At 61.0% G+C, this 26,644-nt stretch carries 24 protein-coding genes and 4 tRNA genes; 18 read left to right on the top strand and 10 right to left on the bottom strand.

The annotated features are described in order from the left end of the window. Positions 1–37: 37 nt before the first annotated feature. Together ISP19_RS10305 and gloB are read right to left on the bottom strand one after the other, a co-directional pair. Positions 38–1,312, bottom strand: coding sequence for a LysM peptidoglycan-binding domain-containing protein (locus ISP19_RS10305; protein ID WP_239556719.1), 1,275 nt, complete (start codon positions 1,310–1,312; stop codon positions 38–40). After that, the gene (gene gloB / locus ISP19_RS10300) at positions 1,309–2,073 is read right to left on the bottom strand and encodes a hydroxyacylglutathione hydrolase (protein WP_204681532.1); all 765 of its coding nucleotides are present in this window, start codon (positions 2,071–2,073) and stop codon (positions 1,309–1,311) included. The genes ISP19_RS10305 and gloB overlap by 4 nt, the downstream gene beginning before the upstream one ends. Positions 2,074–2,333: 260 nt before the next feature. On the opposite strand from gloB, the gene ISP19_RS10295 reads away from it, so the two are divergent. From ISP19_RS10295 to dnaQ, 3 genes are read left to right on the top strand one after another with little or no spacing between them, the layout of a single operon-like run. After that, positions 2,334–2,972: a methyltransferase domain-containing protein gene (locus tag ISP19_RS10295; RefSeq protein WP_239556718.1), complete on the top strand. Its 639-nt coding sequence runs from the start codon at positions 2,334–2,336 to the stop codon at positions 2,970–2,972. Between the two features lie 43 nt (positions 2,973–3,015). Next, positions 3,016–3,465, top strand: coding sequence for a ribonuclease HI (gene rnhA / locus ISP19_RS10290; protein ID WP_204681521.1), 450 nt, complete (start codon positions 3,016–3,018; stop codon positions 3,463–3,465). After that, positions 3,462–4,178: a DNA polymerase III subunit epsilon gene (gene dnaQ, locus ISP19_RS10285; protein WP_204681512.1), complete on the top strand. Its 717-nt coding sequence runs from the start codon at positions 3,462–3,464 to the stop codon at positions 4,176–4,178. The genes rnhA and dnaQ overlap by 4 nt, the downstream gene beginning before the upstream one ends. Before the next feature lie 15 nt (positions 4,179–4,193). Here the strand turns inward: dnaQ and ISP19_RS10280 are convergent, their stop codons facing one another. Further along, positions 4,194–4,895 carry a PP2C family protein-serine/threonine phosphatase gene (locus tag ISP19_RS10280; protein WP_204681504.1) on the bottom strand — a complete coding sequence of 234 codons (702 nt, stop codon included), beginning with the start codon at positions 4,893–4,895 and terminating at the stop codon, positions 4,194–4,196. 861 nt (positions 4,896–5,756) lie between these two features. Here ISP19_RS10280 and ISP19_RS10275 point away from each other — a divergent pair. From ISP19_RS10275 to ISP19_RS10265, 3 genes are all read left to right on the top strand, one after another. Then, a complete protein-coding gene (locus ISP19_RS10275; RefSeq protein WP_204681502.1) occupies positions 5,757–6,023 on the top strand; it encodes an XAC0095 family protein in 267 nt (88 codons plus the stop codon). A gap of 43 nt (positions 6,024–6,066) precedes the next feature. Continuing rightward, positions 6,067–6,297 carry an XAC0095 family protein gene (locus ISP19_RS10270; protein WP_204681494.1) on the top strand — a complete coding sequence of 77 codons (231 nt, stop codon included), beginning with the start codon at positions 6,067–6,069 and terminating at the stop codon, positions 6,295–6,297. A gap of 579 nt (positions 6,298–6,876) precedes the next feature. Continuing rightward, entirely contained in the window at positions 6,877–7,431 is a 555-nt protein-coding gene (locus ISP19_RS10265; RefSeq protein ID WP_204681492.1) for a hypothetical protein, read from the top strand. Between the two features lie 74 nt (positions 7,432–7,505). On the opposite strand, the gene ISP19_RS10260 is transcribed toward ISP19_RS10265, so the two are convergent. From ISP19_RS10260 to ppsA, 3 genes are all read right to left on the bottom strand, one after another. Then, positions 7,506–7,595 (bottom strand) — tRNA-Ser (locus tag ISP19_RS10260). A gap of 77 nt (positions 7,596–7,672) precedes the next feature. Then, a complete protein-coding gene (lepB, locus tag ISP19_RS10255; protein ID WP_204681490.1) occupies positions 7,673–8,380 on the bottom strand; it encodes a signal peptidase I in 708 nt (235 codons plus the stop codon). A 122-nt stretch (positions 8,381–8,502) separates the two neighbouring features. Then, positions 8,503–10,875: a phosphoenolpyruvate synthase gene (gene ppsA, locus ISP19_RS10250; protein ID WP_204681488.1), complete on the bottom strand. Its 2,373-nt coding sequence runs from the start codon at positions 10,873–10,875 to the stop codon at positions 8,503–8,505. Positions 10,876–11,102: 227 nt separating this feature from the next. On the opposite strand from ppsA, the gene ppsR reads away from it, so the two are divergent. Together ppsR and ISP19_RS10240 are read left to right on the top strand one after the other, a co-directional pair. Beyond that, on the top strand, positions 11,103–11,918 hold the full coding sequence (ppsR, locus tag ISP19_RS10245) for a posphoenolpyruvate synthetase regulatory kinase/phosphorylase PpsR (protein ID WP_204681486.1): 816 nt from the start codon (positions 11,103–11,105) through the stop codon (positions 11,916–11,918). Positions 11,919–11,938: 20 nt separating this feature from the next. After that, on the top strand, positions 11,939–12,409 hold the full coding sequence (locus ISP19_RS10240; RefSeq protein WP_204681484.1) for a DUF1249 domain-containing protein: 471 nt from the start codon (positions 11,939–11,941) through the stop codon (positions 12,407–12,409). Positions 12,410–12,478: 69 nt separating this feature from the next. On the opposite strand, the gene ISP19_RS10235 is transcribed toward ISP19_RS10240, so the two are convergent. From ISP19_RS10235 to ISP19_RS10225, 3 genes are all read right to left on the bottom strand, one after another. After that, positions 12,479–12,555: transfer RNA gene (locus ISP19_RS10235), tRNA-Asp, on the bottom strand. Between the two features lie 97 nt (positions 12,556–12,652). After that, positions 12,653–12,728: transfer RNA gene (locus ISP19_RS10230), tRNA-Glu, on the bottom strand. 8 nt (positions 12,729–12,736) lie between these two features. Further along, a tRNA-Ala gene (locus ISP19_RS10225) sits at positions 12,737–12,812 on the bottom strand. Between the two features lie 156 nt (positions 12,813–12,968). Between ISP19_RS10225 and ISP19_RS10220 the strand changes: the two genes are divergently transcribed. The 5 genes from ISP19_RS10220 (at position 12,969) to ISP19_RS10200 (ending at position 18,024) form a co-directional block, all read left to right on the top strand. Beyond that, positions 12,969–14,735 (top strand): cation:proton antiporter, encoded by a 1,767-nt coding sequence (locus ISP19_RS10220; RefSeq protein ID WP_204681482.1) that lies wholly within the window; start codon positions 12,969–12,971, stop codon positions 14,733–14,735. Between the two features lie 166 nt (positions 14,736–14,901). Next, a complete protein-coding gene (locus ISP19_RS10215; RefSeq protein ID WP_204681480.1) occupies positions 14,902–15,714 on the top strand; it encodes an FKBP-type peptidyl-prolyl cis-trans isomerase in 813 nt (270 codons plus the stop codon). Between the two features lie 159 nt (positions 15,715–15,873). Continuing rightward, positions 15,874–17,220: a UDP-glucose dehydrogenase family protein gene (locus tag ISP19_RS10210; RefSeq protein WP_204681478.1), complete on the top strand. Its 1,347-nt coding sequence runs from the start codon at positions 15,874–15,876 to the stop codon at positions 17,218–17,220. Further along, positions 17,220–17,432, top strand: coding sequence for a SlyX family protein (locus tag ISP19_RS10205; protein ID WP_204681476.1), 213 nt, complete (start codon positions 17,220–17,222; stop codon positions 17,430–17,432). Before ISP19_RS10210 ends, ISP19_RS10205 begins: the two co-directional genes overlap by 1 nt. Positions 17,433–17,463: 31 nt before the next feature. Then, positions 17,464–18,024: a DUF2058 domain-containing protein gene (locus tag ISP19_RS10200; protein ID WP_204681474.1), complete on the top strand. Its 561-nt coding sequence runs from the start codon at positions 17,464–17,466 to the stop codon at positions 18,022–18,024. Positions 18,025–18,104: 80 nt separating this feature from the next. Here the strand turns inward: ISP19_RS10200 and ISP19_RS10195 are convergent, their stop codons facing one another. Next, positions 18,105–20,180, bottom strand: coding sequence for a 3-hydroxyacyl-CoA dehydrogenase NAD-binding domain-containing protein (locus ISP19_RS10195; protein ID WP_204681472.1), 2,076 nt, complete (start codon positions 20,178–20,180; stop codon positions 18,105–18,107). A 226-nt stretch (positions 20,181–20,406) separates the two neighbouring features. Between ISP19_RS10195 and ISP19_RS10190 the strand changes: the two genes are divergently transcribed. The 5 genes from ISP19_RS10190 to ISP19_RS10170 all read left to right on the top strand — a co-directional run bounded on the left by ISP19_RS10190 (position 20,407) and on the right by ISP19_RS10170 (position 26,507). After that, positions 20,407–20,886 carry a hypothetical protein gene (locus ISP19_RS10190; protein ID WP_239556717.1) on the top strand — a complete coding sequence of 160 codons (480 nt, stop codon included), beginning with the start codon at positions 20,407–20,409 and terminating at the stop codon, positions 20,884–20,886. Further along, positions 20,883–23,483 (top strand): putative bifunctional diguanylate cyclase/phosphodiesterase, encoded by a 2,601-nt coding sequence (locus tag ISP19_RS10185; protein WP_204681462.1) that lies wholly within the window; start codon positions 20,883–20,885, stop codon positions 23,481–23,483. The genes ISP19_RS10190 and ISP19_RS10185 overlap by 4 nt, the downstream gene beginning before the upstream one ends. Before the next feature lie 143 nt (positions 23,484–23,626). Next, positions 23,627–24,223 (top strand): RNA polymerase sigma factor RpoE, encoded by a 597-nt coding sequence (gene rpoE, locus ISP19_RS10180; protein ID WP_204681453.1) that lies wholly within the window; start codon positions 23,627–23,629, stop codon positions 24,221–24,223. Continuing rightward, on the top strand, positions 24,220–24,903 hold the full coding sequence (locus tag ISP19_RS10175; RefSeq protein WP_204681451.1) for a sigma-E factor negative regulatory protein: 684 nt from the start codon (positions 24,220–24,222) through the stop codon (positions 24,901–24,903). Before rpoE ends, ISP19_RS10175 begins: the two co-directional genes overlap by 4 nt. A gap of 122 nt (positions 24,904–25,025) precedes the next feature. Continuing rightward, a complete protein-coding gene (locus ISP19_RS10170; RefSeq protein WP_204681449.1) occupies positions 25,026–26,507 on the top strand; it encodes a DegQ family serine endoprotease in 1,482 nt (493 codons plus the stop codon). Positions 26,508–26,644: the final 137 nt, after the last annotated feature.

Below are 26,644 nucleotides of genomic sequence, written 5' to 3'. Positions count from 1 at the left end.
TGCCAACAGGCCCTGGCAGGCACTGCTCAGTCCGGATTTACGGCGCGTCGAGCTTCAGCACCTGTCCGGGCTTGAGCGGTTTGCCACGCAGATTATTCAAGCGCTCAATCTTGCTGACGCTGGTGGAATAATTCTTGGCGATCTGCCACAGGCTTTCGCCAGAGCGCACGGTATGCGTGCGGACATGGTGGGCCGATGGGGTGGACGGTGTCGCATCGTCCGCGGACGGCGCCGCGTTGTCGGCAAAAACACCGAGGTCGGGCGAATGGTTGCCGGTATTGCTCAGGCTGGCCGTCATGTCCTGGTCGTTGGCCAACTGCATGGCCGTGCGCAATTGCTCGGCGTTGCGATGCGGCATCAATAGCAGGTGTCCTGGGGCGTCAGCATTCACCGTGTCGGTCAGCAGGGCCGGATTCAGCTGCTTGAGCGCGTCAGCATCCATGCCGGCGTTGGTGGCCGCCTTGGACAGCGTCATGCCGTGATGGACTTCCACCGTTTCCAGATGTTGATCGGCGGCAAGCGTCGGCAGTTCGACGTTGAACCGCTCAGGCTCGCGCACCACGCAGGAGATGGCCAGCAGCTTGGTCAGGTGTTCGCGCGTCACGCGCGGCACCGGCAGCTTCGGAATCGCCGGCTCATCCGGCGGCAACCCATGCTGCTGCACCAGTTTCTGCATGCCGAATTCGCCGCGATTGAAGGCATAGTCCACCAAACGCCAGTCATGCAGATTGCCGTAGTAATCGTGCAGCATGCGCATCACGCTGTCGGTCGATGCGGCGGTATCCAGGCGTCCGTCATAGCTGTGATCGGAGTGCAGGCCAATCACGTGCGCCGTACTCGAAACGATCTGCCATATGCCTGCCGGCAGATTACGGTGTGCCGGAACGGGCCGATACTGACTTTCCACCCACGGTAGCAAGGCGAATTCGCCAGCGACGTCGTATTTCTGCGCAATCTGCTGCACGTAGATCAATTGCGGCAACGCGCTGCTCATCTGTGCTTCAAAACGCTGCGGGTTCTGCGTGTAGCGATGCGCCCACACCATGATCTGCGGATCCGCATCGCAGTCGGACATGGCAAAGCTATTGCGCAGTTTGTCCCACACGGCTGTCGTATCGGTTTGTGAAGCCGATGAATCGTCCTGCGCTGCTGGCGCAGGTGCAGGTGCCGGCGCGGCGGCAGGCGCCGGTGCGGGTGCCGGCGTCGGAGTGACGGTAATGGGTGTATGCGAGGTGTTGGTGGTCGGTGGCGTGGCGCAGGCCGCAAGCAGCGAGCCGAGCACAACGGGAAGAAGTCGCTGCGTCGGTCTCATGCGCGGAATACATCCTTGGCAGAACGCAACGCAGCGAAGCGTGCAACAGGATCGTTCGCCGCACCGTGCTGGCGGCACCAATCCATCACACTCTCACTGTTTACGCGTAGGAAAGGATTGCAAGCCAACTCGCTGGACAATGTCGCCGGCACACTCGGGCGATGATCGGCGCGAAGCTTGGCCACATCATCCAGCCGTTGCTTGAGTGCCGCATTCTCAGGTTCGATCGTCTGCGCAAAGCGACCGTTGGCAGCCGTGTACTCATGGCCACAACACACCAGTGTTTCGCCGGGCAGCGCAGCGAGGCGTTGCAACGACGAAAGCATCTGCGCCGGCGTGCCTTCGAATAGACGTCCGCAGCCGAGACTGAATAACGTATCGCCGCACAACAGCACACCTTCGCCCACGTAGACGATATGGCTCAGCGTATGTCCCGGTACCGCGATGATCTCGAAGCGCGCAGACGGCTGTTGCAGATGCAGCGTTTCACCATCTTTCATGCGATGCGTAGCCACACCGATGCGATCATCATCAGGCGCATAGACGGGAACACCATAGCGCTGGCGCAGACGATCAGCGCCGCCGATGTGATCGGCGTGATGATGCGTCAGCAGAACGGCACGCAGGTTGAGTCCACGCGAGGCGAGCGCAGCTTCGACCGGAGCTGCTTCACCCGGATCGACCACGATGGCTTGGTTGCTGTCGTCATGCAGCAGCCAGATGTAGTTGTCGGCAAGCGCCGGTAACGGTACGACGTGCAAGGCGTTCTCCGCTCTGTTTTCGTATCGACTGACGCAGGCTTCCCGGCATGCGCGCGACCCTGGACTATACGGGCCGATGGACGAGCATTCGTTAGATATGCGTTATTCGATATATCTTTCGAATACTGTTGAGCAGCCGTTCGTCTTTGTGAAGCCAACCATTTGTGAAGCCAACCGGTAAACTCTCTGCTCAATCCGCCCCTGCGACAGGCCAACGGCACATGCCACAGCGCGCCCACGACATTTACGCAAGTGCGCCTATGCGTGGTTTGCTGGCCGATGAAACGGTGGCCTACCTCCCGGATTTACGCCGTTGTACCGGCACGCGGGCGCTGCTGCTGTCAGCCGCCGCCCAGGACGAGCCCCCGAACCCGCCCTATCTGGGCCAGTGGGTCACGCTGCGGTTGTCCCAGGGGCGCATTGAGGGCGACCTTCGCGCCAGTGCCACCGAGCCACTGCCGTTTGTGGACCGGGCCTTCGACCTGGTCTTGCTGCGGCACGCCCTGGAGCCCGCCCAGCTTTCCCTGGACGAGATCATCCGGGTACTCGCCCCCGGCGGCATGCTGGTGCTCACCGGGGTCAATCCGCTGAGCGGCTGGACCCCCTGGTGGCTGTGGCAGACACGGGGCAGCGCGGCCCACGCCACGTCCCCCATTCAGCTCGCAGCACGCCTGCGCCGCGCGGATCTGCAGATCGAACGGGTCCAGCGGGTAGGGCGGGCGTTGCCGTTGCCGTCCAATGGGGGCGGCGAGGCCTCGGGGTTGATCGGTGGCGGTTATGTGCTGGTGGCGCGCAAGAAGGGGCCGATGAGCATACCGACCCGCTTGCGCCCCAAGCCGGTCACCGCACCGGTTCAGGCTGGCCTCGCACCCGGTGCGCGGCGCAGCTCAGTCAGTTAACAACCTTGCAAAAACATACGAACAAGAAGGCGGAGCAGAACGAGTGGCGGATGTGGAAGCGTTTACCGATGGCGCGTGCCTCGGCAATCCTGGCCCGGGTGGATGGGCGGCGCTGTTGAGGTCCAAGGGGACAGAGAAGTTACTGAGCGGCGGAGAAGCCCAAACCACCAACAACCGGATGGAACTGCTTGCCGCCATCAGTGCCCTCGAAGCACTCAAGCGCCCGTGCAAGGTGACGGTGACCACCGATTCGCGTTATGTCATGCAAGGCATCGAAGAATGGGTACCGCGCTGGATCAGCAATGGCTGGCGCACCGCCGACAAGAAGCCGGTGAAAAACCAGGATCTCTGGCAACGGCTTTCTGCCGCCACCGCATCCCATCAGGTACGTTGGAAGTGGGTGCGCGGGCATACCGGGCATGTGGAAAATGAGCGTGTGGATCAGGCCGCGCGTGAGCAGGCAGAGCAATTCAAAGACAAGGGCAGCGCATGAGGCAGATCGTTCTCGATACCGAAACCACTGGCCTCGAAGTACGCCAGGGCCATCGCCTGATCGAAATCGCCTGCGTCGAAATGATCGAACGCAGGCCCACCGGTCGCCACTATCAAACCTACCTCAACCCGGACCGCGCGATTGATGAAGGCGCGCGTGAAGTCACGGGTATTGCGGATGAATTCCTGCTCGACAAGCCGCGTTTCCCCGACATCGTGCAAGAGTTCCTGGCCTTTATCGATGGCGCGGAACTGATCATCCACAACGCCACCTTCGACGTCGGCTTCCTCGATGCCGAGTTGGCGCTGGCCGGCGCGCAATACGGCCGCATCAGCGATCACTGTCCGGTGCTGGACACCCTGGCCATGGCGCGCGAACGCTATCCCGGCCAGCGCAACAGCCTGGATGCCTTGTGTAAGCGCCTGGGCGTGGACAACTCCGCGCGTGATCTGCACGGCGGCCTGATCGACGCCCAACTGCTGGCCGATGTCTATCTGGCGATGACATCCGGGCAGGTCGTGCTCGATTTGGGTTTTGAAGGCAAGGGCGAAGGCGGTGCACGCAAGGCCGTCACACCCGTGGTGCTGGCGCGGCGTCCGCGCGTGCTGCGCGCCACCGAAGAAGAACTCGGCGAGCACGCCAAGCGGCTGGATGCCCTCGACAAAAGTGCCGGTGGGCAATCGGTCTGGCGCAAGCAGGAAGCCGAGATTTGAGCTACCAGGCGTGCATCAGCGGATGCGCGCCAGAATCGCCGTGATGTTGTCGCTGCCGCCGTTGTCCAGCGCGGCGAGCAGCAAATGATCCACGCATTCCTGCGCCGCGAGATCCTGCCGGCCCACGATGCCCGCAATAGCGTTGTCGTTCACTTCCTCGGTCAGGCCATCGCTGCAAACCAGAAAGCTCATGTCCGTCGTCAGTTGTCCCTTAGCCATGCTGATATGCAATTGGCCGAGCGTCGTAATGCCCAACGCCTGGGTGAGCACATTGCGCTGCGGATGCCGCCGCGCCTGCGCTTCATCGATCAAGCCGGCCTCGACCAGCCCTTGCACCAGCGAATGATCGTGGCTCAGCTGACGTAACCCGTTCTTCCATTGATAGATGCGGCTATCGCCCACCCATGCCACTTCATAGGTCTGCTCAGTGCACCGGATCGCCGCGACCGTGCTGCCCATCGGCAGGGCATCGTTATAGCGCTGGGCCCGCTCCAGCACCTGCGCGGCAGCGCCATGCACGGCCTCGGCCAGGGATTGCCCACGGCGCACCCCATTCACCACCACATCCCGTGCCAGCGCAGACGCCACCTCCCCATGCTGATGCCCACCCATGCCATCGGCCACCAGAAACAGGCCGAGTGCTCCATCAGCGTAATAAGTGTCTTCATTGCGCGTACGGCGCAATCCGACATGGGTTCCGTGTCCGAATTCGATCATGAGCGTCTACTGCGTGAATGGGCGCAGCATGCCGGATATGCATGCGTGGCGCAAAACAAATGCGCCGCACGCTCTCTTCCTCTCCCCTCCGGGGCACGCGGGGAGAGCACATGGATGTGCTCGGCTTTGAGGAGCGAGGAGAGGACCGAGGTGAGGGGCCAGTCTCGCGATGAGCCACCAAAGAAACGCAATACGCTTTTCTTCCTCTCCCCTCCGGGGAGAGGACTGAGGTGAGGGGCCAACCTCGCGATGAGCCTGCAAAGAAACATCGAGCAAGCTCTGAATTTCCCCGCAAGCGCAGCCCCTCACCCCAACCCCCGGATCAAGTCCGGGGCAGGCTCTCTCCCCGGAGGGGAGAGGGAGCTATTACGGCAAGAATGGGAGAGAGCCATCGAGGCCCACTGGCGCTTCACGGCACGAAGGCGAGAAAAGGAAGCGCAAACACAGCGACTTCCCCTGTCAACGCGCGTCAGCATCTTCTGATACCGCAGGCCTTGCACTTCCAAGATCATATGCGTGTCGGACGTGCCCATCCCGGAGATGAAAACGACACGCCCGACACTAGTGAGGTAAGCGCGGACCGTCTGGGGTTAGGAGCCCAAACGATCCGCTAACCACAATCAACTCGATACAGGAGTCAATGATGGCTACGCTCGATCTTAAGGCACCCACACGCTTGCGTGACCCCGCCCTGGTGCATTCCCCTTACCTCACCGCTGCGCCGATGGCGCAACGTCGAGCCCTAAGTGGGTAATCGTTCAGCCGGAATCCGCTGATTCCAACTAAACGAGCAGGTTTTTCTTGCAGACCCTTCGCCCGTGCGCAATGCACGGGCGACCTAAACACGTGCGGAGAACACCCATGGATAGCACCTACATCGATCCCTTCGGATTGAAGCACTACCTATTGTCAGAAGACGACTACATCGAACTGAAAAACCTGCAGCGCATGCTGCTGATCATGGCGAAGGTCGCCTGCAAGGATGACTTGTACGAAGGCGACGCCAACCTGATTCCCCGCTCGGAAATGAAGCGCACCCTTGAGCTGATCAGCCGACTGATTGGTGAACCGCTGGAGCGATTGGAAGAGATCAACCAGATCGAGCATCTAGACCGCACGTCGCATTGATCAAGCGCAGGTCCGCCGCGCCATCCACAGCCTGGAGTGACCCATGAGCAAACCACGCGACGTGGCTAAAGCACCGCACGGTTATCTGCTGCGCGAAGAAAACTTCGAAAAGCTGGAGCAGATCCGTGATCAGCTCCTTCTGATGGCCCGCATGACCTTTGCAGCTACGCAGGCCGAAGAGAACGAACCGCTGGAAATCCAACGATCCATGCTGGGGCAGTGTTTTGAGAATTTGGGCCTGCAACTTGATGACGTGTTAGCGGCGATGGAGTAGATAAGTTCGCGGATTTCTCTGACGCATCTGCGGTCTCTAAGTGCCAGGGTCAGAAAAGATCGGAGATAGCTAATCGCGGTTTAACTATCAAGCTCGCGGTTTTGGTCCGGTCTCTAATCGAAGCGGGGCTGAAACGTGTGCCGACTTTGAACGCGATGGTTCCGAACGATCTTTTAAAAGTGCGCGCCCGTATTTGAATTCACCGAAAACCTGAGCGCAGTCACGTTCGATTGAAGGTAAGCTTTGGGCTGAATTGCTTTCGGATCGCGGCAAGTAGCCTATGGCTCTCTGCTGCGATCCGAAGGGCAAAAAAAACCCCGGCGCCATCACCCGCTTTAAGCAGTGCGGGGAGGGGGACATCCGGGGACTTCATGGAAAAGCGTAGAGGAAGGGATGCCACGATTCAACTCCCCGGCATGGGCTGTTCATATTTCCCCTGCTGATGCTCTCGACATCTCCGGATGCTTGTCGGTCCCAAGGATGGCTCGGTTCGATCCTTCCGGGCATGACCACGAGCTAGGAGTGGTCCTGCATGCGCAGAATTTGCTCATAAGCGAAGCTCTGTATCCGGCACTCCACATGCTCGAGATCGTGGTTCGAAATCGCGTTCACGAGGTTCTGAGCGTGCATGCAGGTACTCCCGAGTGGTTCTACAAAGTCGGGCTCACCAGCGCGGACTTGAAACTTGTCAAGGAGGCTGAAGATAAACTTGTTCAACATTCCAAGCCACAAACGCCAGATAACCTTGTTGCAGCGCTCTCATTCGGTTTTTGGTGCGCAATCTTGAATGCTCGATATGAGCACGGCGGTCAGTTTTGGCCTGCCCTTATTCCCAAGTTGGTGCCGCGAGCACCCAAGCCGCTGAGGAATCGCAGGGATATAGCTGACCTCATGGAGAAGGCACGCAAGCTGAGGAACCGCGTTTTTCATCACGAGCCTATAGCGCACATTTCCGATCTACCAGATCGGTACCGTAGCCTGATGACGTTGATTAAGGCTTTTTCTCCTCAGGTCCATGGCCACCTTAAAACCTTTTGCCGCTTTAACGAAGTGAGGGCGGTAGTTATTACAGAAGCCCCGCTAGAGGCAGTGACTCCCGATGATTCCCCGCACGAGACAACGGCCGTTACCTGACCATAGTTGGGATGGTGAAGGCACGTTCGAGAAAACAAAAAGCCCCCGATTTCTCAGGGGCTTTTTGGGTCTTCTGGCGGAGAGGGTGGGATTCGAACCCACGGTACGCTTACACGTACGCCTGATTTCGAGTCAGGTACATTCGACCACTCTGCCACCTCTCCGAAAAGGTGCGCGTGGTCCGCGCGAGCCGAACATGATAAGGGGTGACCCTGCTTGTGACAACTGGTCGGCGGCCGATTTATTCGGTGGCATGCCTGGAGGCGGTGAGCGGGCCGTCGAGCGGGGCGGCAAAGCGCTGGCGGCGGGGCAGGTAATCGTTATTCGGGTCCAGTGAGAGGGCGACGTAGCGCGAGCGCCCCACGATTTCGTTGCGCGGGAAGAAGCCCAGGTAGCGCGAATCTTCGCTGTTGTCGCGGTTGTCACCCATCAGCAGGTAGTGGCCGGCGGGGACGGTGACCGGCCCGAAATTGCGCATCTCGCTGGGGTAGTAGCGCGAGAGCCGGACCAGGTGCTGGAGGCTGCCCAGCTGCTCCACGTCATAGTGGGCGGGATCGCGCCGGTCGTCGTGGATGCCGTTGACGCTCACCGGGGAGTAGGTGGCGGCCACGCCGTTGATGTAGAGCACGTTGTCGCGCAGCGCCACCTGGTCGCCGGGAATACCGATGACGCGCTTCACCAGGCGCTCCTTCGCGGCGTGGGAGTCGAGCACCACGATGTCGCCGCGTTGCGGATCGGCGAGGTGGATCAGCGAGATATGGGTGAGCGGGAGGCGAATGTCGTAGGCGGCCTTGTCAATGAAAATGCGGTCGCCGATCTGGATGGTGGGTTGCATGGAGCCGGTGGGGACCACGCTCCAGTCAGCGCATGCGCTGCGGAACATGATCAGGCAGAGCATGAAGGTGATGAACCCTTTGTTCCTGGCAAGGCATTGCAGCAAGCGGCGCATGGCATTCCCTGGTCAGTTGGCGATGGATGGGAATACTGACAGCGCGGGCGTTTGGGAGTTTCAGCCTCGCCCATGCAAACGGGGCGGTGTTGCCACCGCCCCGTTGCTTTATTGCTCAAGCATCAACCGGCTTTTTTCTTGGCCAGGCGCAGCCAGGTGTCGACCACGGTATCGGGGTTGAGCGATACCGATTCGATGCCCTGGTCCATCAGCCATTCGGCCAGATCCGGGTGATCGGACGGTCCCTGGCCGCAGATGCCGACGTACTTGCCGCGCTTGCGTGCCGTCTGGATCGCCAGCGACAAGAGCTTTTTCACGGCGGGATCGCGTTCGTCGAACAGGTGGGCGACCACACCGGAGTCGCGGTCCAGACCCAGGGTGAGCTGGGTGAGGTCGTTGGATCCGATCGAGAAGCCATCGAAGATGTCGAGGAATTCGTCGGCCAACAGCGCGTTGGACGGCAGCTCGCACATCATGATGACCTTCAGGTCATGCTCGCCTTGCTTGAGGCCGTTCTTGCCGAGCACGCCGACGACCTTGCGGCCTTCTTCCAGCGTGCGAACGAACGGGATCATCACCCATACGTTGGTCAGGCCCATCACTTCGCGTACGTGCTTGACGGCCTTGCACTCCAGGCCGAACGACTCGGCGAAACCGGCATCGACGTAACGGCTGGCGCCGCGGTAGCCGATCATCGGGTTTTCTTCATGCGGCTCGTAGCGCGAACCGCCGAGCAGGTTGGCGTATTCGTTGGACTTGAAGTCGGACAGGCGCACGATCACCGGCTTCGGATACACCGACGCGGCGATGGTGGCGATGCCTTCGGCCAGGCGATCGATATAGAAGCTCACCGGATCGGCATAGCCGGCGATGCGCGCGTCGATCTTGGCCTTGGTGTCGGCGTCCTGCTTGCTGTATTCGAGCAGGGCCTTGGGATGCACGCCGATGTGGCTGGCGATGATCATTTCCAGGCGGGCCAGGCCGATGCCGGCGTTCGGCAGCATGCCGAAGTCGAAGGCGCGTTCGGGGTTGGCCACGTTCATCATGATTTTCAGCGGCGCTTCGGGCATGGCGCCGAGATCCGCGGTGACGCGTTCGAACTTGAGCTGGCCTTCGTAGATCGTGCCGGTGTCGCCTTCGGCGCAGGACACGGTGACCTCATGGCCGTCCGGAATGGCATCCAGCGCATTGCCGGTGCCGACCACGGCGGGTACGCCCAGCTCGCGCGCGATGATCGCGGCATGGCAGGTGCGGCCGCCGCGGTTGGTGACGATGGCCGAGGCACGCTTCATCACCGGCTCCCAATCGGGGTCGGTCATGTCGGCGATCAGTACGTCGCCCGGCTGCACCTTGTTCATGTCGGCGAGCGAGCGGATCACGCGCGCTTTGCCGGCGCCGATCTTCTGGCCGATGGCGCGGCCTTCGGCCAGCACTTTGCCTTTCTCGCTGAGGTGGAAGCGCTCCATCTGGGTGGCATGCGCGCGCGACTTCACGGTTTCCGGGCGCGCCTGCACGATGTACAGCTTGCCGGTGTTGCCGTCCTTCGCCCATTCGATATCCATCGGGCGGCCGTAGTGCTTTTCGATCACCAGTGCCTGCTTGGCCAGTTCCTGCACGTCGGCGTCGCTGATGCAGAAGCGGTTGCGGTCGGTGGCGGGTGTTTCTTCAATGCGCACGCGCTCGCCCGGCTGGTTGGAATACACCATACGCTGCTGCTTGGCGCCGAGGCTGCGGCGCAGCACGGCGGGCTTGCCTTCCTTCAGCGTGGGCTTGAACACGTAGAACTCGTCGGGGTTCACCGCGCCTTGCACGACCATTTCGCCCAGGCCGTAGCTGCCGGTGACGAACACCACGTCGCGGAAACCCGATTCGGTGTCGAGCGTGAACAGCACGCCGGAGGCGCCGACATCCGAGCGCACCATCAACTGCACGCCGGCGGAGAGGAACACGTCTTCGTGCTTGAAGCCCTGGTGCACGCGATAGGCAATGGCGCGATCGTTGTAAAGCGAAGCGAAGACTTCCTTCACCTTGTGCAGCACGTCGTCGATGCCGACCACATTGAGGAAGGTTTCCTGCTGGCCGGCGAACGAGGCATCCGGCAGGTCTTCGGCGGTGGCGGAGGAGCGCACGGCGACGGCGATGTTGTCGCTGCCGGCGTCTTTGCAGAGCTTGGTGTAGGCCGCGCGGATGGCGTTTTCCAGGTCGGCGGGCAGGGCGGTGTCGACGATCCAGCCGCGGATTTCCTTGCCGCCGGCAACCAGGGCGTCCACGTCATCGACGTCCAGCGTGGCCAGCCGTTCGGCGATGCGCTTGGACAGACCACTCTTTTCCAGATATTGCTGGAAGGCGTCGGCCGTGGTGGCAAAGCCGCCCGGCACGGATACTCCGAGCTGGGCCAGGTTACCGATCATCTCGCCGAGTGACGCATTTTTGCCGCCAACCTTGCCAAGGTCGGTCATGCGCAGTTGGTCGAGCCAAAGCACCAGGTCGTTCAAGGGAAGTCTCCTCAAGAGCTCGTCATTAATAAGCTGGGAGCGGTGTCAGAGAAATCCGAACCGCGAAAGACTGGTATTGTCCCTGTCGATGGTGCGTGGCACAAGAAGACCATTGCGCTCGGAAGCCGCGCCAACTGCATACCAGTCAGGTGTTGGTCAAGCAAAGACAGGGATTCCTGCTTGCGATATGGTGCAGGGCAGGAACCTCCTCAGCCCACGGAACACGCATGCAACGTTCGGTTTTTTTCATTTCCGATTCCACTGGTATTACGGCCGAGACCATCGGAAACAGCATCCTTGCCCAATTCGAGGGGGTGCAGTTCGAAAAACACCGCCTGCCGTTTATCGATGACCCGCAAAAAGCCGAGGCGGCGGCGACGCGCATCAAGACCCGCTATGCGCAGAGCGGGGAGCGGCCGATCGTGGTCAATACCATGGCCGACCGCACGCTGTGCGACATCGTCGCCACCAGTGGCGCGCTGATGCTGGACGTGTTTGCCCCGTTTATCGGGCCGCTGGAGGATGAGTTGGCCACCCGTCATTCCGGTGCGGTGAACCGCTCCCATGGCTTGGTGGATTTCGAGAAATACGAGGCCCGCATCAATGCCACCAACTACGCGCTGAGCCACGACGACGGTATCGACGTGGACTACGCCAAGGCCGATCTGATCCTGGTGGGGGTGTCGCGCTCGGGCAAGACGCCAACCTGTCTGTACATGGCCTTGCATTACGGGGTGAGCGCCGCCAATTACCCACTCACTGACGAGGATCTGGAAAAACTCGAACTTCCCGCGCGTTTGCGGCCTTACAAGAATCGCCTGTTCGGCCTGACCATCGAGCCCGCTCGCCTGGCCCAGATCCGCGAACAGCGACGCCCGGGCAGCCGTTACGCCACACTGAAGCAATGCCAGTGGGAGCTGGAACAGGCCGACCGCCTATTGCGGCAGGCCGGCATTCCTTGTCTCAATACAACCCACGTATCGATCGAAGAGATTGCCAGCAAAATCTTCGATCAATTCGGTATAGAAAGAACCATGTTCTGAGTGGAGATTTACCGCCCCTTATGAGTGCCGTACTCGACCGCCGCACCGCCTTGCTGCCAGGACGCTTTGAGTTCCTGATGGGACTGTATGCCGAAAACTACCATCGGCTGACGCGTCTGTTTGCGCCGCAGAAGCTGGCGGTGGGCGATTACGTGTCCGATGTCGACGACGGCTTGCCGGTGCATCTGGTCGTGCAGGAGTGCCATCCGTACACGCTGGAGCTGGAACTCACCTACGGTTTTGTCGACGCTCAAACGGGGCGCCGTGCGCCTTCGGCCCAGTTGCGCGTGTACAACGACGCGCATGTGGCGGAAGCCTTGCATTGCCATCCGGGCCGGCATCTGTGGCAGGTGTTGGGACCTTTCACGCCTGCTCATACCGTGTTTCAGCATCGCTTGCAGATGAACAGTTTTCTCGCGCGCTGGCTGGAGTATCTGGCGGAGCAGGGGCATTCGGCCGGTACGCTGGAGCAGGTGGCGAAACGCGCATAGGTGGCCTGTTTTCAGGCAACAAAAAAGCCCGCACGATGGCGAGCTTCTTGGGTAACGCTTTCTGGTTAATGGCGGAGCGGACGGGACTCGAACCCGCGACCTCCGGCGTGACAGGCCAGCATTCTAACCGACTGAACTACCGCTCCGCGTTCTAACCAGCTTGCTTGTTACTACCTTCCAGCGACCTACACACTAAGTCCATTTCCAATTCCAGATGATGGCCGGTCAGGCTATCGCTTGAATTGGCGTCCCCACGGGGATTCGAACCCCGGTCGCCACCGTGAAAGGGTGATGTCCTAGGCCTCTAGACGATGGGGACGTGTATGTTGGTGGAGCCAGGCGGGATCGAACCGCCGACCTCCTGCATGCCATGCAGGCGCTCTCCCAGCTGAGCTATGGCCCCGCCGCTGGAAGCCCGAAAGAATAGGCTGGGTTTTCAATTCAGTCAAGCAATTTTTTAGAAAAATTTCATGATTCGATGAGCCGATGTTCCATCTCGTCTGCAGCGTGAATCTTGCTACGGTTTAAGCTGACAGCGAGACCACGCCAAGAGGAAGGCATGCACGACATCGGCTTCATTCGTGACCTTGCATTGGTGATGCTGGTGGCAGGCGCCACCACGGTGCTGTTCCAGCGCCTGCGCTTGCCGGTGCTGCCGGGTTACATCCTTGCCGGCGTGGTGATTGGCCCGCATACGCCGGGTGTACTGGTGGCGGATCCGCGCACCATCGCCGATATCTCCAATCTCGGTGTGGTGCTGCTGATGTTCACGCTCGGGCTCGAATTCAGCGTGCGCAAGCTGCGGCAGGTTGGCGGGAGCTTGCTGCTGGTTACCGTGTTCGAAGTGGGCTTCATGTTGTGGGTGGGCTACCAGCTCGGGCTGCTGTTCGGCTGGGGTGGCCGCAACGCCTTGTTTCTTGGCGCGATCATGGCGCTGTCTTCGACCATGGTGGCCACGCGCACTTTGACGGAGAACGGCTTGCGCCAATGGCCGTTCGCGCGTCTGGTGGTGGGCATGCTGGTGGCCGAGGACATGCTGACCATCGTGCTGCTCACCTTGCTTACTGCGATCGCGATCAGCGGAACCGTGCAGACGATTGCGGCCTTCAGCCTGGTGGGGCATCTGGGTCTGTTTGTGGTGGCTGGCATGATCGTGGGCTTGCTGCTGTTGCCGCGCCTGGTGGATTACGTCGCCCGCCTGGAGCGTGATGAGACCTTGTTGGTCAGCACGCTCGGTATCTGTTTTGGTGCAAGCCTGCTTGCAGCATGGCTGGGTTTCAGCGTGGCGCTGGGCGCTTTTCTTGCCGGTGCCGTGGTGGCGGAGGCGCGCAGCGCGCCGCGCGTGGTGCATCTGGTCGAACCGCTGCGGGATATGTTCGCTGCGCTTTTCTTTGTCGCCATCGGTTTGAAAATCGATCCCGCACAACTGGCGCATCATGTCTGGCCGGCGGTGTTGATCGCTCTCGCGGTGATGATCGGCAAAAGCGTAGTATGCAGCGCCGGCATGTTTTTCATCGGCCACGATGTGCGGACATCCCTGCGCACCGGATTGTGCATGGCACAGATCGGTGAGTTTTCGTTTGTGATTGCCACGCTGGGTCTTACGTTGGGTGCGGTCAGCGATTTCATCTACCCGATTGCGGTGGCCGTGGCGTTGATCTGCATGCTTGCGTCGCCTTATCTGCTTCGCTCAGCTGATCTGCTTGCGCATGTGGCGGCACGTGTCGTACCGCGTCCTTTGCGGTTGCTGTTGACCAGTTATAGCGGGTGGGTGGAGAACCTGCGTCCCGTCGACGAAAACGCCGTACTCGCAGCGATGTTTCGCCGTTTGCTCTGGCATATCGCGATAAATATTGCGTTGGTCGTGACGCTGTTCGTCATCGGTGCCTACATCAATGCGCATAACGCCGCCTGGTTCGAGCATTGGGGGCTCAGCCGTGATATGCGTCATTCCCTGATCTGGGCGTGTGCCTTGTTCTTGTCGCTGCCGTTGCTGATCGCGGTGTATCGCAAGGCGGAGGCGCTGGGCATGCTGCTGGCGGAACTGGGCATACGGGAGCGTTTTGCCGGGGCGTATACCCAGGCCATCCGGCAGATTCTTGCGAAGTTGATTCCGCTGACCACGCTGATTGTCCTGGCGTTCCTTGTCAGTGCGCTGGGTTCGGCGATTTTGCCGCCGCGCGGCGTGGCTTTATCCCTTGTTGGCGCGTGTGTCTTGCTCGCCATTGTGCTTTGGCGCGGGTTCGTGAAAGTGCATGCGCGCTTGCAGGCGGCCCTGCGCGAGACGCTGGACAAGCCTTCACCCGCCGATCACAAACAGAGCTGAATGAGACGTTTGGCACACTCACGCCGATGAACCTTTGATCGGAACGGCTGTCAGACCCTGAACGTCGTTGCCAAGACCAGACTGGACACCGCACAATGCGGGGCCAGCCTCCACACGGGGGAGGTCCGACCGGCACGCCGGCATATCCATAACGAGGGAATACCAAATGAAGCAATTTCTGCGACCCACGCTGACGGCGGCCGCGCTAGCCGTTGCGCTGGGCATGACCGCTGGCGCGCAGGCACAGACGTCCAGCAGCGCCAGCACTGCGACGGGCACCGTAGACAAGATCAAGGCCAGCACCGTGGTCGGCTATGAATTGGCCGGTTCCGTACCGCCGATCATGCGTGACGCCGTTGATCCGGCGACCGTTGCCAAGGCCGTCCAGGACGCGCTTTCCGGCAAGAAGCCGCCGATGAGCGAAGCGGAGTTCAACGCCACCGCTCAGGCTTTCGAAGCCCAGCTGCGTGCCAAGGCCAAGGCTGAGTTCGATGCTGCTTCGGTCAAGAACAAGGCTGAAGGCGACGCTTTCCTTGCCAAGAACAAGACTGCTGCTGGCGTGAAGACCACCGCCTCGGGTCTGCAGTATCAGGTGCTCACCCAGGGTACCGGCGCTCGCCCGGGCCCGAATGACACCGTGAAGGTGAACTACACCGGTACGTTCGTGAATGGCGAAGTTTTCGACAGCTCGTCGAAGAACAACCCGCCGGGACCGACTTCGATCCCGTTGGCTCGCGTGATTCCGGGCTTCCGCGAAGGCTTGCAGCTGATGCAGGTTGGCGGTCACTACAAGCTCTTCATCCCGGCGAACCTCGCCTACGGTGCTGAGCCGCAGCGTCCGTTCCCGCCGAATTCCACGCTGATCTTCGACGTGACCCTGGTCAGCACCGGTCCGACCGCGGCCGGCGCTGCTGGCGGTCCCGGCGGCGACGCTGGTGGTGATGCCGGTGGCGGCAATGGTGGCGGCGGCGAGCAGTAATCGTTGCTGGCATACCAGGGAGACTAAGAGCAGGGCGCGAAGCAATTCGCGCCCTGTTTCTTTGTGTTTATGCGCTTAATGACCTTCATGGGTGACACTGGGGTTTCTTATATGCCCTGCTAGAATCGGCGCCTTCTGAGCAAGGTTGTGATCCATACGATGAAAGTCACCATTTTCGGCACCGGTTATGTGGGCTTGGTCACTGGGGCCTGTTTGGCCGAAATGGGTAACCATGTTGTCTGCGTGGATATTGATCAGGCCAAGGTGGCTCGTCTGGAGCGTGGCGAGGTACCCATTTTCGAACCAGGGCTGGAACCCATCGTGCGGCGCAATCACGCCAATGGGCAGCTCGATTTCACGACCGAAGCGGCCTCGGCCATTGCGCATGCGCAGATCATCTTCATTGCCGTAGGCACGCCGCCGGACGAGGATGGCAGCGCCGATCTGCAGTATGTGCTGGGTGTGGCCAAGTCGATCGGCCGCCATCTGGATCGCTATGCGGTAATCGTCAACAAATCCACCGTGCCGGTGGGCACTGCGGATCGCGTACATAAAGCCGTGGCAGCCGAGCTGGCCACGCGTGGCGCGAGCATCGAATTCGATGTGGTTTCCAACCCTGAGTTCCTGAAAGAAGGCGATGCCGTCGAGGATTGCCTGCGCCCCGATCGCATCGTCATCGGCAGTTCCAGCGAGCGTGCGATTGATCTGCTGCGTAAGCTGTACGCGCCATTCAATCGCAATCACGACCGCACCGTGGTGATGGATGTGCGATCGGCCGAACTGACCAAGTACGCGGCCAATGCGATGCTGGCGACCAAGATCAGCTTCATGAATGAGATTGCCAATATCGCCGAGCGGGTAGGCGCGGACGTGGAACTGGTGCGCCAGGGCATCGGCTCGGATCCGCGCATTGGCTACCATTTCATCTACCCAGGCGCCGGGTATGGCGGTTCGTGTTTTCCCAAGGATGTACAAGCACTGGAGCGCACCGCTCGCTCGGTCGGTTATGACGCGCGTTTGCTAGGCGCAGTGGAAGCGGTCAATCATGGCCAGAAGACCAAGCTGTTCGGCTTCATCCAGCGTTATTTCAATGGTGACGTGCGCGGTCGAACCATTGCTTTGTGGGGACTCGCGTTCAAGCCCAATACCGACGACATGCGCGAGGCTTCCAGCCGCCGCCTGATGGAAGCTTTGTGGGATGCCGGTGCCACGGTGCGTGCCTTCGATCCCGAAGCGCGCGACGAAACACGTCGCGTGTACGGTGAGCGCAACGATCTTGTGCTGTGCGATAGCGCGTATCAGGCGCTGGACGGCGCGGATGTGCTGGCCATTGTCACGGAGTGGAAAGCCTTCCGCAGTCCTGACTTTGCGCGCATTCGCGCGATGTTGAAGGAGCCGGCCATTTTCGACGGGCGTAACCTGTATGAGCCGGAAGCTGTCGAAGAGGCAGGGCTGGCGTATTACGGGATCGGCCGGGGGCGTAGCATCTCGCGTCCTGAGTCATGATGAGCGACCTCGAACAACGACTTGCGGAACTGGAAGTGCGGCTCACCTTCATTGATGATGCCGTGCAGGCGTTGACCGTGGCTGACGCCGACCAATCCTTGCGCATTGCCGAGCTGGAGCGCCTGGTGCGCGAGCTGCGCAGCGAGCTGGCTTCGGTGCGCACGGGGCATGGACACGACCCACATTCCGAACCACCACCGCCACATTATTGAAACGCAACACGCGATATTCGGGTTTTCGATCATGGTCGACTCACTGCGAGATCAGCTGCTCAAGAGCGGCATCGTCAAACAGCTCAAGGATGAGAAGCGTCAGCAGCAACCTCCGGCCAGGCAAGGCAGTCCACATGGCAAAGGCAAGCCGCCGCACAGGCCCAACAAGCCTGCGCGCAGTCAGGAAGAAATGGACCTTGCCAAGGCTTACGCCATGCGTGCGCAAACGGAAGCCGCCGAGCGCAAGCGCTTAGAACAGGCGGCTGCCGAGCAGGCGCGCCTGAAGCGCGAACGCAAGGCCAAGCTGCAGCAGTTACTGGAAGGGAAGGCGCTCAACAAAGCGGATGCGGATCAGGTGCGCCATTTTGAATATGGCGGCAAGATTCGTCGTGTATACGTGGACGCGCCGCAATTGGCTGAACTCAACGCCGGCAAGCTGGGCATCGTGCAGCATGGCGGGCATTATGTGTTGGTAACGCAGTCGATTGCCGAGCAGGTTCGCGATATCGATCCGCACTTGCTGGCCTTGCTGGTGGATCCTGCTACTGGCGGTGTCGGTGAAGATGGCGTGCCAGATGATTTGATGTGGTAAGTCGCAAGGACATAACGCCGCATTTCCGCTTTGACTAGCGGTCGTCCCGGCCGCGGCCGGGACGACAAGATCGGTATTACTTAACTGCCGGACGGAAACTCGAAGCCGCTCTGCTTGAGTGCAGGATGATCCCACCCGTTCTTGGGTGTGAAACGTTCGCCGTAACGCTTCGCCAGCGATTCGAGCTTCTGGCGGATCGCTTCTGCGCCTTCACTGCGAACGTATTGAATGGGGCCGCCACGGAACGGCGCAAAGCCGGTGCCGAAAATCACGCCGGCGTCCAGCAGGTCTGCGTCATCGACGACACCGTCACCCAGGCAGGCGACCGCTTCGTTGACCATCGACAGAATCATGCGCTCCTGCAGATCCGGCGGCGGCGTGTAGTCAGGGTCTACCTGCGGCTTTTGCGGCTTGCCATCCTGCCAGGTGTACAAGCCCTGGCCGTCCTTCTTGCCGCGCTTGCCGGCTTCGAGTTTGTCTTCCAGACCAGGCGGAAGCTCAAGACCGAGGAAGGGGGCCAGTTCCTTGCCTACCGATGCGCACACGTCCAGGCCAACGGTGTCGGCGAGTTCGATCGGTCCCATCGGCATGCCGAAACGTTTGGCTTGTTTATCCAGCACGGGACCGGGGACGCCTTCGTTATAAAGACGTAGCGCCTCAAGCAGGTAAGGCATCAGGATGCGATTGACCAGGAAACCGGGCGTGCCCTTGACTGCAACCGGTAATTTGCCGATGGCTTTGCAGAACGCCAGTGCGCGTTTCTCGATCGCGGGATCCAGTTGATCGTGACGAACCACTTCGACCAGCGGCATCTGCGCGACCGGATTGAAAAAGTGCAGGCCGAGGAAACGTTGCGGTGCCTTCAGGCCTTTGCGCAGTTCATCCAGCGGAATGGACGAGGTATTGCTCGCCAGGATTTCCTGGTTCTGGAATTGCGGTTCGATCGTGGCGTACAACGCTTCCTTGGCTTGGACGTTTTCGAAGATGGCTTCGATCGCCAGATCAGCTTTGGCAACACCGGCGCCTTCCACGTCCGGACGCAGGCGGCGGCTGGTTGCCTCGACCTTTTCCGGCGTCTTGAGTTTTTTCTCATACAGCGCACGCGCACGATCCAGCGCGGGCTGGATGTACTTCATCTCGCGGTCTTGCAGCGTGACGTCGAAACCTTTGAAGGCGGCCCATGCCGCAATATCTCCTCCCATCACGCCAGCACCTACCACGTGCACATGACGAATCTCGGCGTCGATGCCGCTGCCTTGGCTTTTCAGGCGTTCCTGCAGGAAGAAGATGCGGATCAGGTTGTGCGCCGTAGGTGTATCGGCAAGCTTGGATACCGAGCGTGCTTCCAGTTTCAGGCGCTGCTGTATTTGGCTGCCGCCGCGCTTCCAGACATCGATGAGCGCGAAGGGTGCAGGGTAATGTTCCTTGCGCACCTTCGCCGCGGTTTGTTTGATGACCATCGGCGCAAGGATTTGCCGCGCGACCCAGGTATTGGTTGCCCATGCAGCGGCACGCTGCGCAAAGGGGCGCGCGTGCGGGTGGCGCAGTAATGCGCGTGCTTCGGGCAGCAGCTCTTCGGGGCGGGCGAGGCGGTCTACGACGCCAAGGGACTTGGCGCGGCGCGCCGACAGGGCCTTGCCCGTCAACATGATGGGTAGTGCTTCGGGCGCGCCGATCAGGCGCGGCAGACGTGCCGACCCACCCCAGCCGGGGTGGATGCCCAGCATGACCTCGGGCAGGCCAATGCGGGTTTTGTCATCGTCGGCTGCGATACGTTGACTGCAGGCCAGGATTAGCTCGGTGCCGCCACCCATGCAAGCACCATGTACGGCTGCTACGGTCGGACAGGGCAGGCGTGCCAAGGCTTCGAATACCCGCTGGCCGTTCTCGATGTTTTCCTGCACGGTGCCGTGCTTGGCGTATTCGACGAACTCCTTGATATCCGCACCCACCGCAAATCCATTCGACTTGGCCGAATGGATGATCACCCCGGCCGGCTTTTCGATCGCCAGGCGTTCGACGATTTGCCCAAGCTCATCAAGCACTTCCCGTGAAATCGCGTTGACGCTGCTATTGGCGCGATCCAGGGTGAGGGTGACGATGCCACTGTCATCCAGGCTCGTTTTCCAATGATTGAAACGCAGTCCTTCGAACATAGGCCTAGGGATATGGTCGGGAAACTCTCACCATACCGTCCCGCAGCGTGGATTGCGAGACGCCTCAGTCCAGAAAAGGCGGTTATGCCGCATTGCCGCAAGACAGGACCTTTCTGGATGCCGTGTGCGTCACGCCACGGCAATTCGGCTATTGCGCTTGGCGCGTGAGTGCGTACCTTACGAGGCGAGACGACTTCTCTTTTTTGTGGGCGCTATGACTCCTCTGATGGCTCCAGCGCCGCTTGCCGGCAGCGACATCTACGAGCGCATCCTGACTGCGCCCGGCGGGTTGGTCGTGCTTGAGCAAGACGACAGTGCGGCCCTGATCGAGCAATTTCGCGTCCTCGCAAGACACAACGGCCAGACCGTCTATCTCTGGCACCCGGAAAACGGCATGGAGAATTTGCGCGAAGCGCATGCGCGGGTTCCGGGTTCGCAACGGCTGAGCATCGCGCTGCGCTACATCCAGCAGAGCATTCACTTCGGCGTGTACCTGCTTTCGCGGTTTCCATTGCCGCTGTCGGCGACGGATAGCGCCTTGCTGCGGCAGCTAGCACGCGCGCCGGCAGGTCATGTTCGCCGGGTGGTATTGCTGGATGCGGCGCCGGCGTTGGTCGCCAGTGTCGATGATGTGGCCGTGCGCCTGAGCACGACAGCGCCGGTGACGCTGCGTCCACGTCTGCGCGATGGGCGCTGGCTGCTGTGACCGGCACAACGTCCACAACCGGCATCCTGCTGGTGGCGTCGCAACGTGAATTGCGGCGTGAGTTGTTCGATGCACTCGATGGTGAAGGCCATCCGACCATTCATTCCGCGCGCGATACGACCCATGCCGCGATCCTGCTGGAGGGTCGTGAGCCGCTGGCGTTGATTGTCGTTGCCTTCGATGGCGACGGCCGTTCCAGCCTGACCTTGTGCGAACAGTTGCGATTGCTGCCGCCGTGCACCGAGGCTCCGATCATTGCCGTGCTGGTGGATGACGCAACGATCAAGCCGACGCAGTTGCCCACCATGGTGGCCGGTTGGCTCTACGCATCCCAGGTGGGTACCGAGTTGATTCCACGCTGGCAGCAATTGCATAGCGGCGAACCGGTGGTGGCGGTTGTCGAAAAGCCGGTGAGTACACCGGTTGCACCTGTTGCACCGGCTGTACCGCAGCCCAGTGGCGATTACCGTTTTGTCTTCGAGGATGGCGATGGTGATTGGCTGATCGTCGATCCGCTCGCCGAGCGCGTCGTGGAAGCCAGTCCGGCATACATGCGGCATAGTGGTTTAGCCAATAGTGTGCTGACCGGTTTGCCACTGCGCGAAGTGCTGTCCTATGAACAGGTCAGCATGGAAAAAGCGTTCATCGACGCGGATCGGCGCTGGCTGGCTTGCCAGCGCAAATCGATTCGCGGGCATGACACGGGCGAGGCAAGCGTGCGCCGCGTGCGTCACGGTGGTCGCGAGCTGGTCGCCCTGCAATTTCGCAGCAATCGTGCGGGCGTACGTCCAGTCGTCGCCTTGACCTTGCTGGCCCGCCTGTTCAGTGGTGGGCATGATGATGCGGATGTCTCCGATGCTGCGCAGTTGCTGCTGGACGAGATGGGGATGGATTACCTCGCCGTCTGGTCCGCACGTCCGGAGGACAACAGCGTTCCGGTGCAAGTCGTGCAGCGCTTGCGCGGTGACGATAAGGCCCTGCCCGGACCGCAGCTGCAGAGTTCGTTGCGGCTGGTGCTGGGTGGCCGGACGCTGATGCATCCACATGATGCGCGACGGCTGGCCGATGTCGATCCGCTGATTGGTCAACTGGGTTTGCGTGGATTCGTCGGCTTACCCCTGCTGGATGAGCGCCACAGTGTGCTTGGGGCGTTGATGGCAGGCAGCCGCAATCCGTTCGGCGAGCCAGAGATCGTGGAGCCGGTGCTGCACTGCGCGGCGGCGCACTTTGCGCACATGCTTGAACTGCGCCGCACTCGCGAGCAGGGACGTGCGGAAGGCTTGCTGGACGCGCTGACCGGCTTGCCTAATCGCCTGCTGTTCAATGACCGTCTCGACACTATCATCCGGGAAGCGAATCGCACCGGCGAAACTTTCGCCGTGCTGTTTGTTGACCTGGATCGCTTCAAGTTCATCAACGATACGCTGGGCCACGCCGTAGGCGATCAGGTATTGGTTGCCGTCACGCAACGGCTGCGCAGTAGCGTGCGCGCTTCCGATACCGTGGCGCGTTATGCCGGTGACGAGTTCACTATTGTGCTGCGGCATATCGTCAAGACCGACGATGTGCTGCGTGTCGCCGAAAAAATCGTGCAGTTGATGGATGTGCCGTTGCATCTGGACGATGGTCCGGAATTGCAGGTGACGGCGTCCATCGGTATCAGCTTCTTCCCGGAAGATGCGCCAGATGCCGAGACCTTGCTCAAGCACGCCGACGAGGCGATGTACGCGGCCAAGAGCATGGGGCGCAACAACTATCGCGTGTACGACGTCAGCCCTGCGCAGGAACAGCAGAACGCGGCATTGAAAGCACGCCTTCGTCACGCCGAAGGCAATGGCGAGTTGCGTGTGTTCTATCAGCCGCAGATTAACGCGGGAACGGAAGACATTGTCGGCATGGAGGCATTGTTGCGCTGGGAGCATCCGGAGCTCGGCAACATCGGCCCCGGATTCTTCATCCCGCTGGCGGAAGAAACCGGGCTGATCGTGTCGATCGGCGAATGGGTGCTGCGTACCGCCTGTAAACAGGCAAAGGCATGGGAAGACCGTTTCGGTCTGGGTTTGCGGCTCGGGGTCAATCTGTCGGCCGTGCAGCTCATGCAGCCCGACCTTTCCGAAGTCGTGGCGACGGTGCTGGAGGAGACGGGGCTGGATCCCGGACTGCTCGAATTGGAAGTCACCGAGAGCATCAGCATCAAGGCGGCTCCCAATCTGATGGAGAATATGCAGAAGCTGCATCGGCTCGGTTGCCATATCGCCATCGACGACTTCGGTACCGGCGCCGCGTCACTGGACTATCTGCGCAAACTGCCCGCCGACCGCATCAAGATCGACCAGAGCTTCGTGCGCAATATCGGCGTCGACCCGGACGACGAAGCCATCGTGCGCGCCACTATCGAGATGGCGCATCGCCTCAAGCGCGGGGTGGTGGCCGAGGGCGTGGAGATTGAGCAGCACCTGCAGTTCCTGCGCACCAATCATTGCGATGAGCTGCAGGGGTACCTGTTCTGCCGGCCGCTGCCGCAAAGCAGCTTCGAACGCCTGCTGACCGAACGCGAACGCCTGCTGTCTGACGCGTTGGAAAAGCTGCCGGCTTGAGCCCTGCGGGGGCGTCCTTATCTTAGAATCTCGATAGTCCGTGACATCCGGGCTGAACTTGCGGCCACGGAACGGGTCAGAGCAGCCTACCCATCCGATGGACGGCATCCCGGCATGGTGCAGACACGAAGGAGACGGCCCGGATGGGCGAAAACGAACTCGATAGTGCGCTGGTTGAGCGTGTTCAAAATGGGGACAGGCGTGCTTTCGATCTGCTGGTGCGCAAGTACCAGCACAAGGTCCTGGGGCTTATTTCCCGCTACGTGCACAACCATGCCGAATGTGAAGACGTAGCCCAGGAGGCCTTCGTCAGGGCTTGGCGTGCGATCGGCTCGTTCCGGGGCGAGAGTGCTTTCTACACCTGGATGTACAAGATTGCCGTCAACACCGCCAAGAACCACCTGGTGGCGATGGGCCGGCGCCCCCCCATGGACGATATTGCGGTCGAGGACGCGGTTTTCGTGCCCGGCGCCGACCGCATGCAGGAGGGGGCCACCCCCGAACGCGAATTAATGCGCCAAGAAATTGAACAAACGGTGTTTGCCACTGTCCAAGCTTTACCCGAGGAGCTGCGGACGGCCATCACCCTGCGTGAAGTGGAAGGCCTCAGCTATGAAGAGATTGCCGAGGCCATGGGCTGCCCGATCGGTACGGTGCGTTCGCGCATCTTCCGGGCACGCGAGGCGATCGACGAAAAGTTGCGGCCGTTACTTTCAGACCGCGAGGATCGGATGTCATGAGTGAAGCGAACATGGAAACCCTTTCTGCTGCGATGGACGGGCAACTGTCCAAAGATGAGTTGCGCTTTTTGCTGCGCCGGCTCGATCGCGATGCTTCGCTGCTGGACGCCTGGGCCCGCTATCACGTGGCTGGTGACGGTCTGCGCCGTCAACTGCCGCCCATGGCCAGCGCGGGCTTTGCCGCCCGGGTCATGGAAGTGATCGAAGGCGAGCAGGCGACAAGCATCCAGGTCGCGCCCAAGCGCCGGGATTGGTTGCGTCTATCCGTCGGCGGCGCCATTGCCGCCAGCGTGGCCGTTGCTGCTTTGATGATCTCCCAGCCGACGGCACTCGATTCCGAGCACACCCCTTCGACCGCCAGCGTGACGCCGCAAGGCGCATCGGCCGGTGCGGCCCTGGCCTCCGCCAATACGAACCGCGCCAACAATGATGTGCTGACAGCCGTGCCGCCCTCCCTCAGCGCTTACTCGGCTTCCGGTCTTAGCCAGCGCGCATCGGTGACCTTGGGCGATCCGTCAGACAATCCGCTGTTCCAGCAGTACCCGTCCAGCCAGAGTTTTTCGAACAATGGCTATCGGACCTTGAACAATCACGATGGTAGCTATCTGCTGCTGATCGATACCCCGCAGGCCAAGGCCGCTGCACAGAATTCGGCCTATCAGGTGAGTGCGGGGCGTTAATTCCCCCGCATCTCCTGGCTATCGGCCAGGGCTGTTCTATTCCCCTTTCCAAGACTGCACCCCTTCTCGCTCCGCCCACAGGCCATGGAGCGGGAGTGGGGTGCCCGAACCGAGGAGGAACCATGAGTCATCCGCGTCTCGTCAGCAACCGTCTTTTCAGCAGCTTGATGTGCTGCGCCATCGCCATGGGTCTTGCTGGTCCGGGTATGGCGTGGGCGCAAACCGCTCCGGTTGTTGCTGGCCTGCCTGATTTCACGGGCATCGTGCAGAAAAACGCACCGGCCGTGGTGCATGTGGAAGCGAAATATTCTGCTCGTCGTCCCAGCGGCCCCAACGGCATGCAGATCCAGGGCATGGATCCTGGGCAGGCGGAACTCTTCCGCCGCTTCTTCGGCATGCCCATGATGCCGTCGCCCGAAGACCAGGCCCGTACCTCACTGGGGTCGGGTTTCATCATCTCCAGTGACGGTTACATCATTACCAACAACCACGTGGTCGATGGGGCCGATAGCGTCACTGTGCGCCTGCAGGATCGCCGTACGCTGACTGCCAAGGTGGTGGGTACCGACTCCACTTATGACATTGCCCTGCTGAAGGTCAATGCTGGAACTCCCCTTCCGGCAGTGAGCGTTGGTGATTCGCAGCTGCTCAAGCCGGGGCAGTGGGTGCTGGCGATTGGTTCGCCGTTCGGCTTCGATTACACCGTAACCCAGGGTATTGTCAGCGCGGTCGGACGTAATCTCGGTAACCGCGATCAGCCGGCGACTTCCTTTATCCAGACCGATGTGCCGATCAACCGAGGCAACTCCGGCGGTCCGCTGTTCAACCTGCAAGGGCAGGTGGTTGGCGTGAACTCGCAGATTTATTCGAGCACCGGGGGCTACCAGGGCGTAGCCTTCTCGATTCCGATCGATCTGGCGATGAATGTCGTCGAACAGCTCAAGACCAAGGGCTATGTCACGCGCGGCGAGTTGGGCGTGCTGATCAAGCCGGTCGATGACGACGTGGTCAGGGCGCTCAAGCTGGATCGGGCGCAGGGTGCGATCATTGTCAACGTGTCCCCGAACAGTGCGGCCCAAAAGGCCGGTTTGCAGTCCGGTGACATCATTCTTGCCTACAACGGCCGCACCATCGATCAGGGCGCGGACCTGCCGCCGCTGGTATCGATGACCAAGCCTGGCACGACGGTGCCGGTGCAGATCCTGCGGGATGGCAAGGACAAGACGATCAGCGTCACCATCGGCACCATGCCGCGGGACCAGAATTCCGTGGCCGGGGTGGGCGCAACTGCGTCGAGCAAGGGCGCGGATGCATTGGGCTTGACGGTGCAGGGCCTGGACGCCGCCACCCGCAGCCAGCTCGGTCTGCAGGCGGGCGAGGGGGTGGCTGTCGCGAACGTTAACGGGTCTGTGGCCGCCCAGGCCGGCTTGCAGTCCGGCGACGTGATCCTGATGGTCAACCAGAAGAAGGTGGGCAGCGTGGACGCGTTCCGCGCCGCCACTGCCGGCGTTAAGCCCGGAGATACCGTGCTCCTGCTGGTTCGCCGTGGCGACGACAGCAATTTCATTGCGCTTACGGTTCCCGAGAGCAACAAGGACGGCTGACCCCGTCATCACCCAGGGGCCTGCCTTGAGGCAGGTCCCTGAATTTGCGAACGGTTGAGTTCAATCCGGTTTCTCAATCCATGCGATAATGAGCGGCTAATATCGCCATCCCGGTGATAGGCTGCCTGCGCATCGCG

The organism is Dyella flava, assembly GCF_016904955.1.
GTDB classification, from domain to species: Bacteria; Pseudomonadota; Gammaproteobacteria; order Xanthomonadales; family Rhodanobacteraceae; genus Dyella_B; species Dyella_B flava.
The sequence above is the reverse complement of the archived record's forward strand: the minus strand, read 5'-3'. Positions and strand labels throughout refer to the sequence as shown.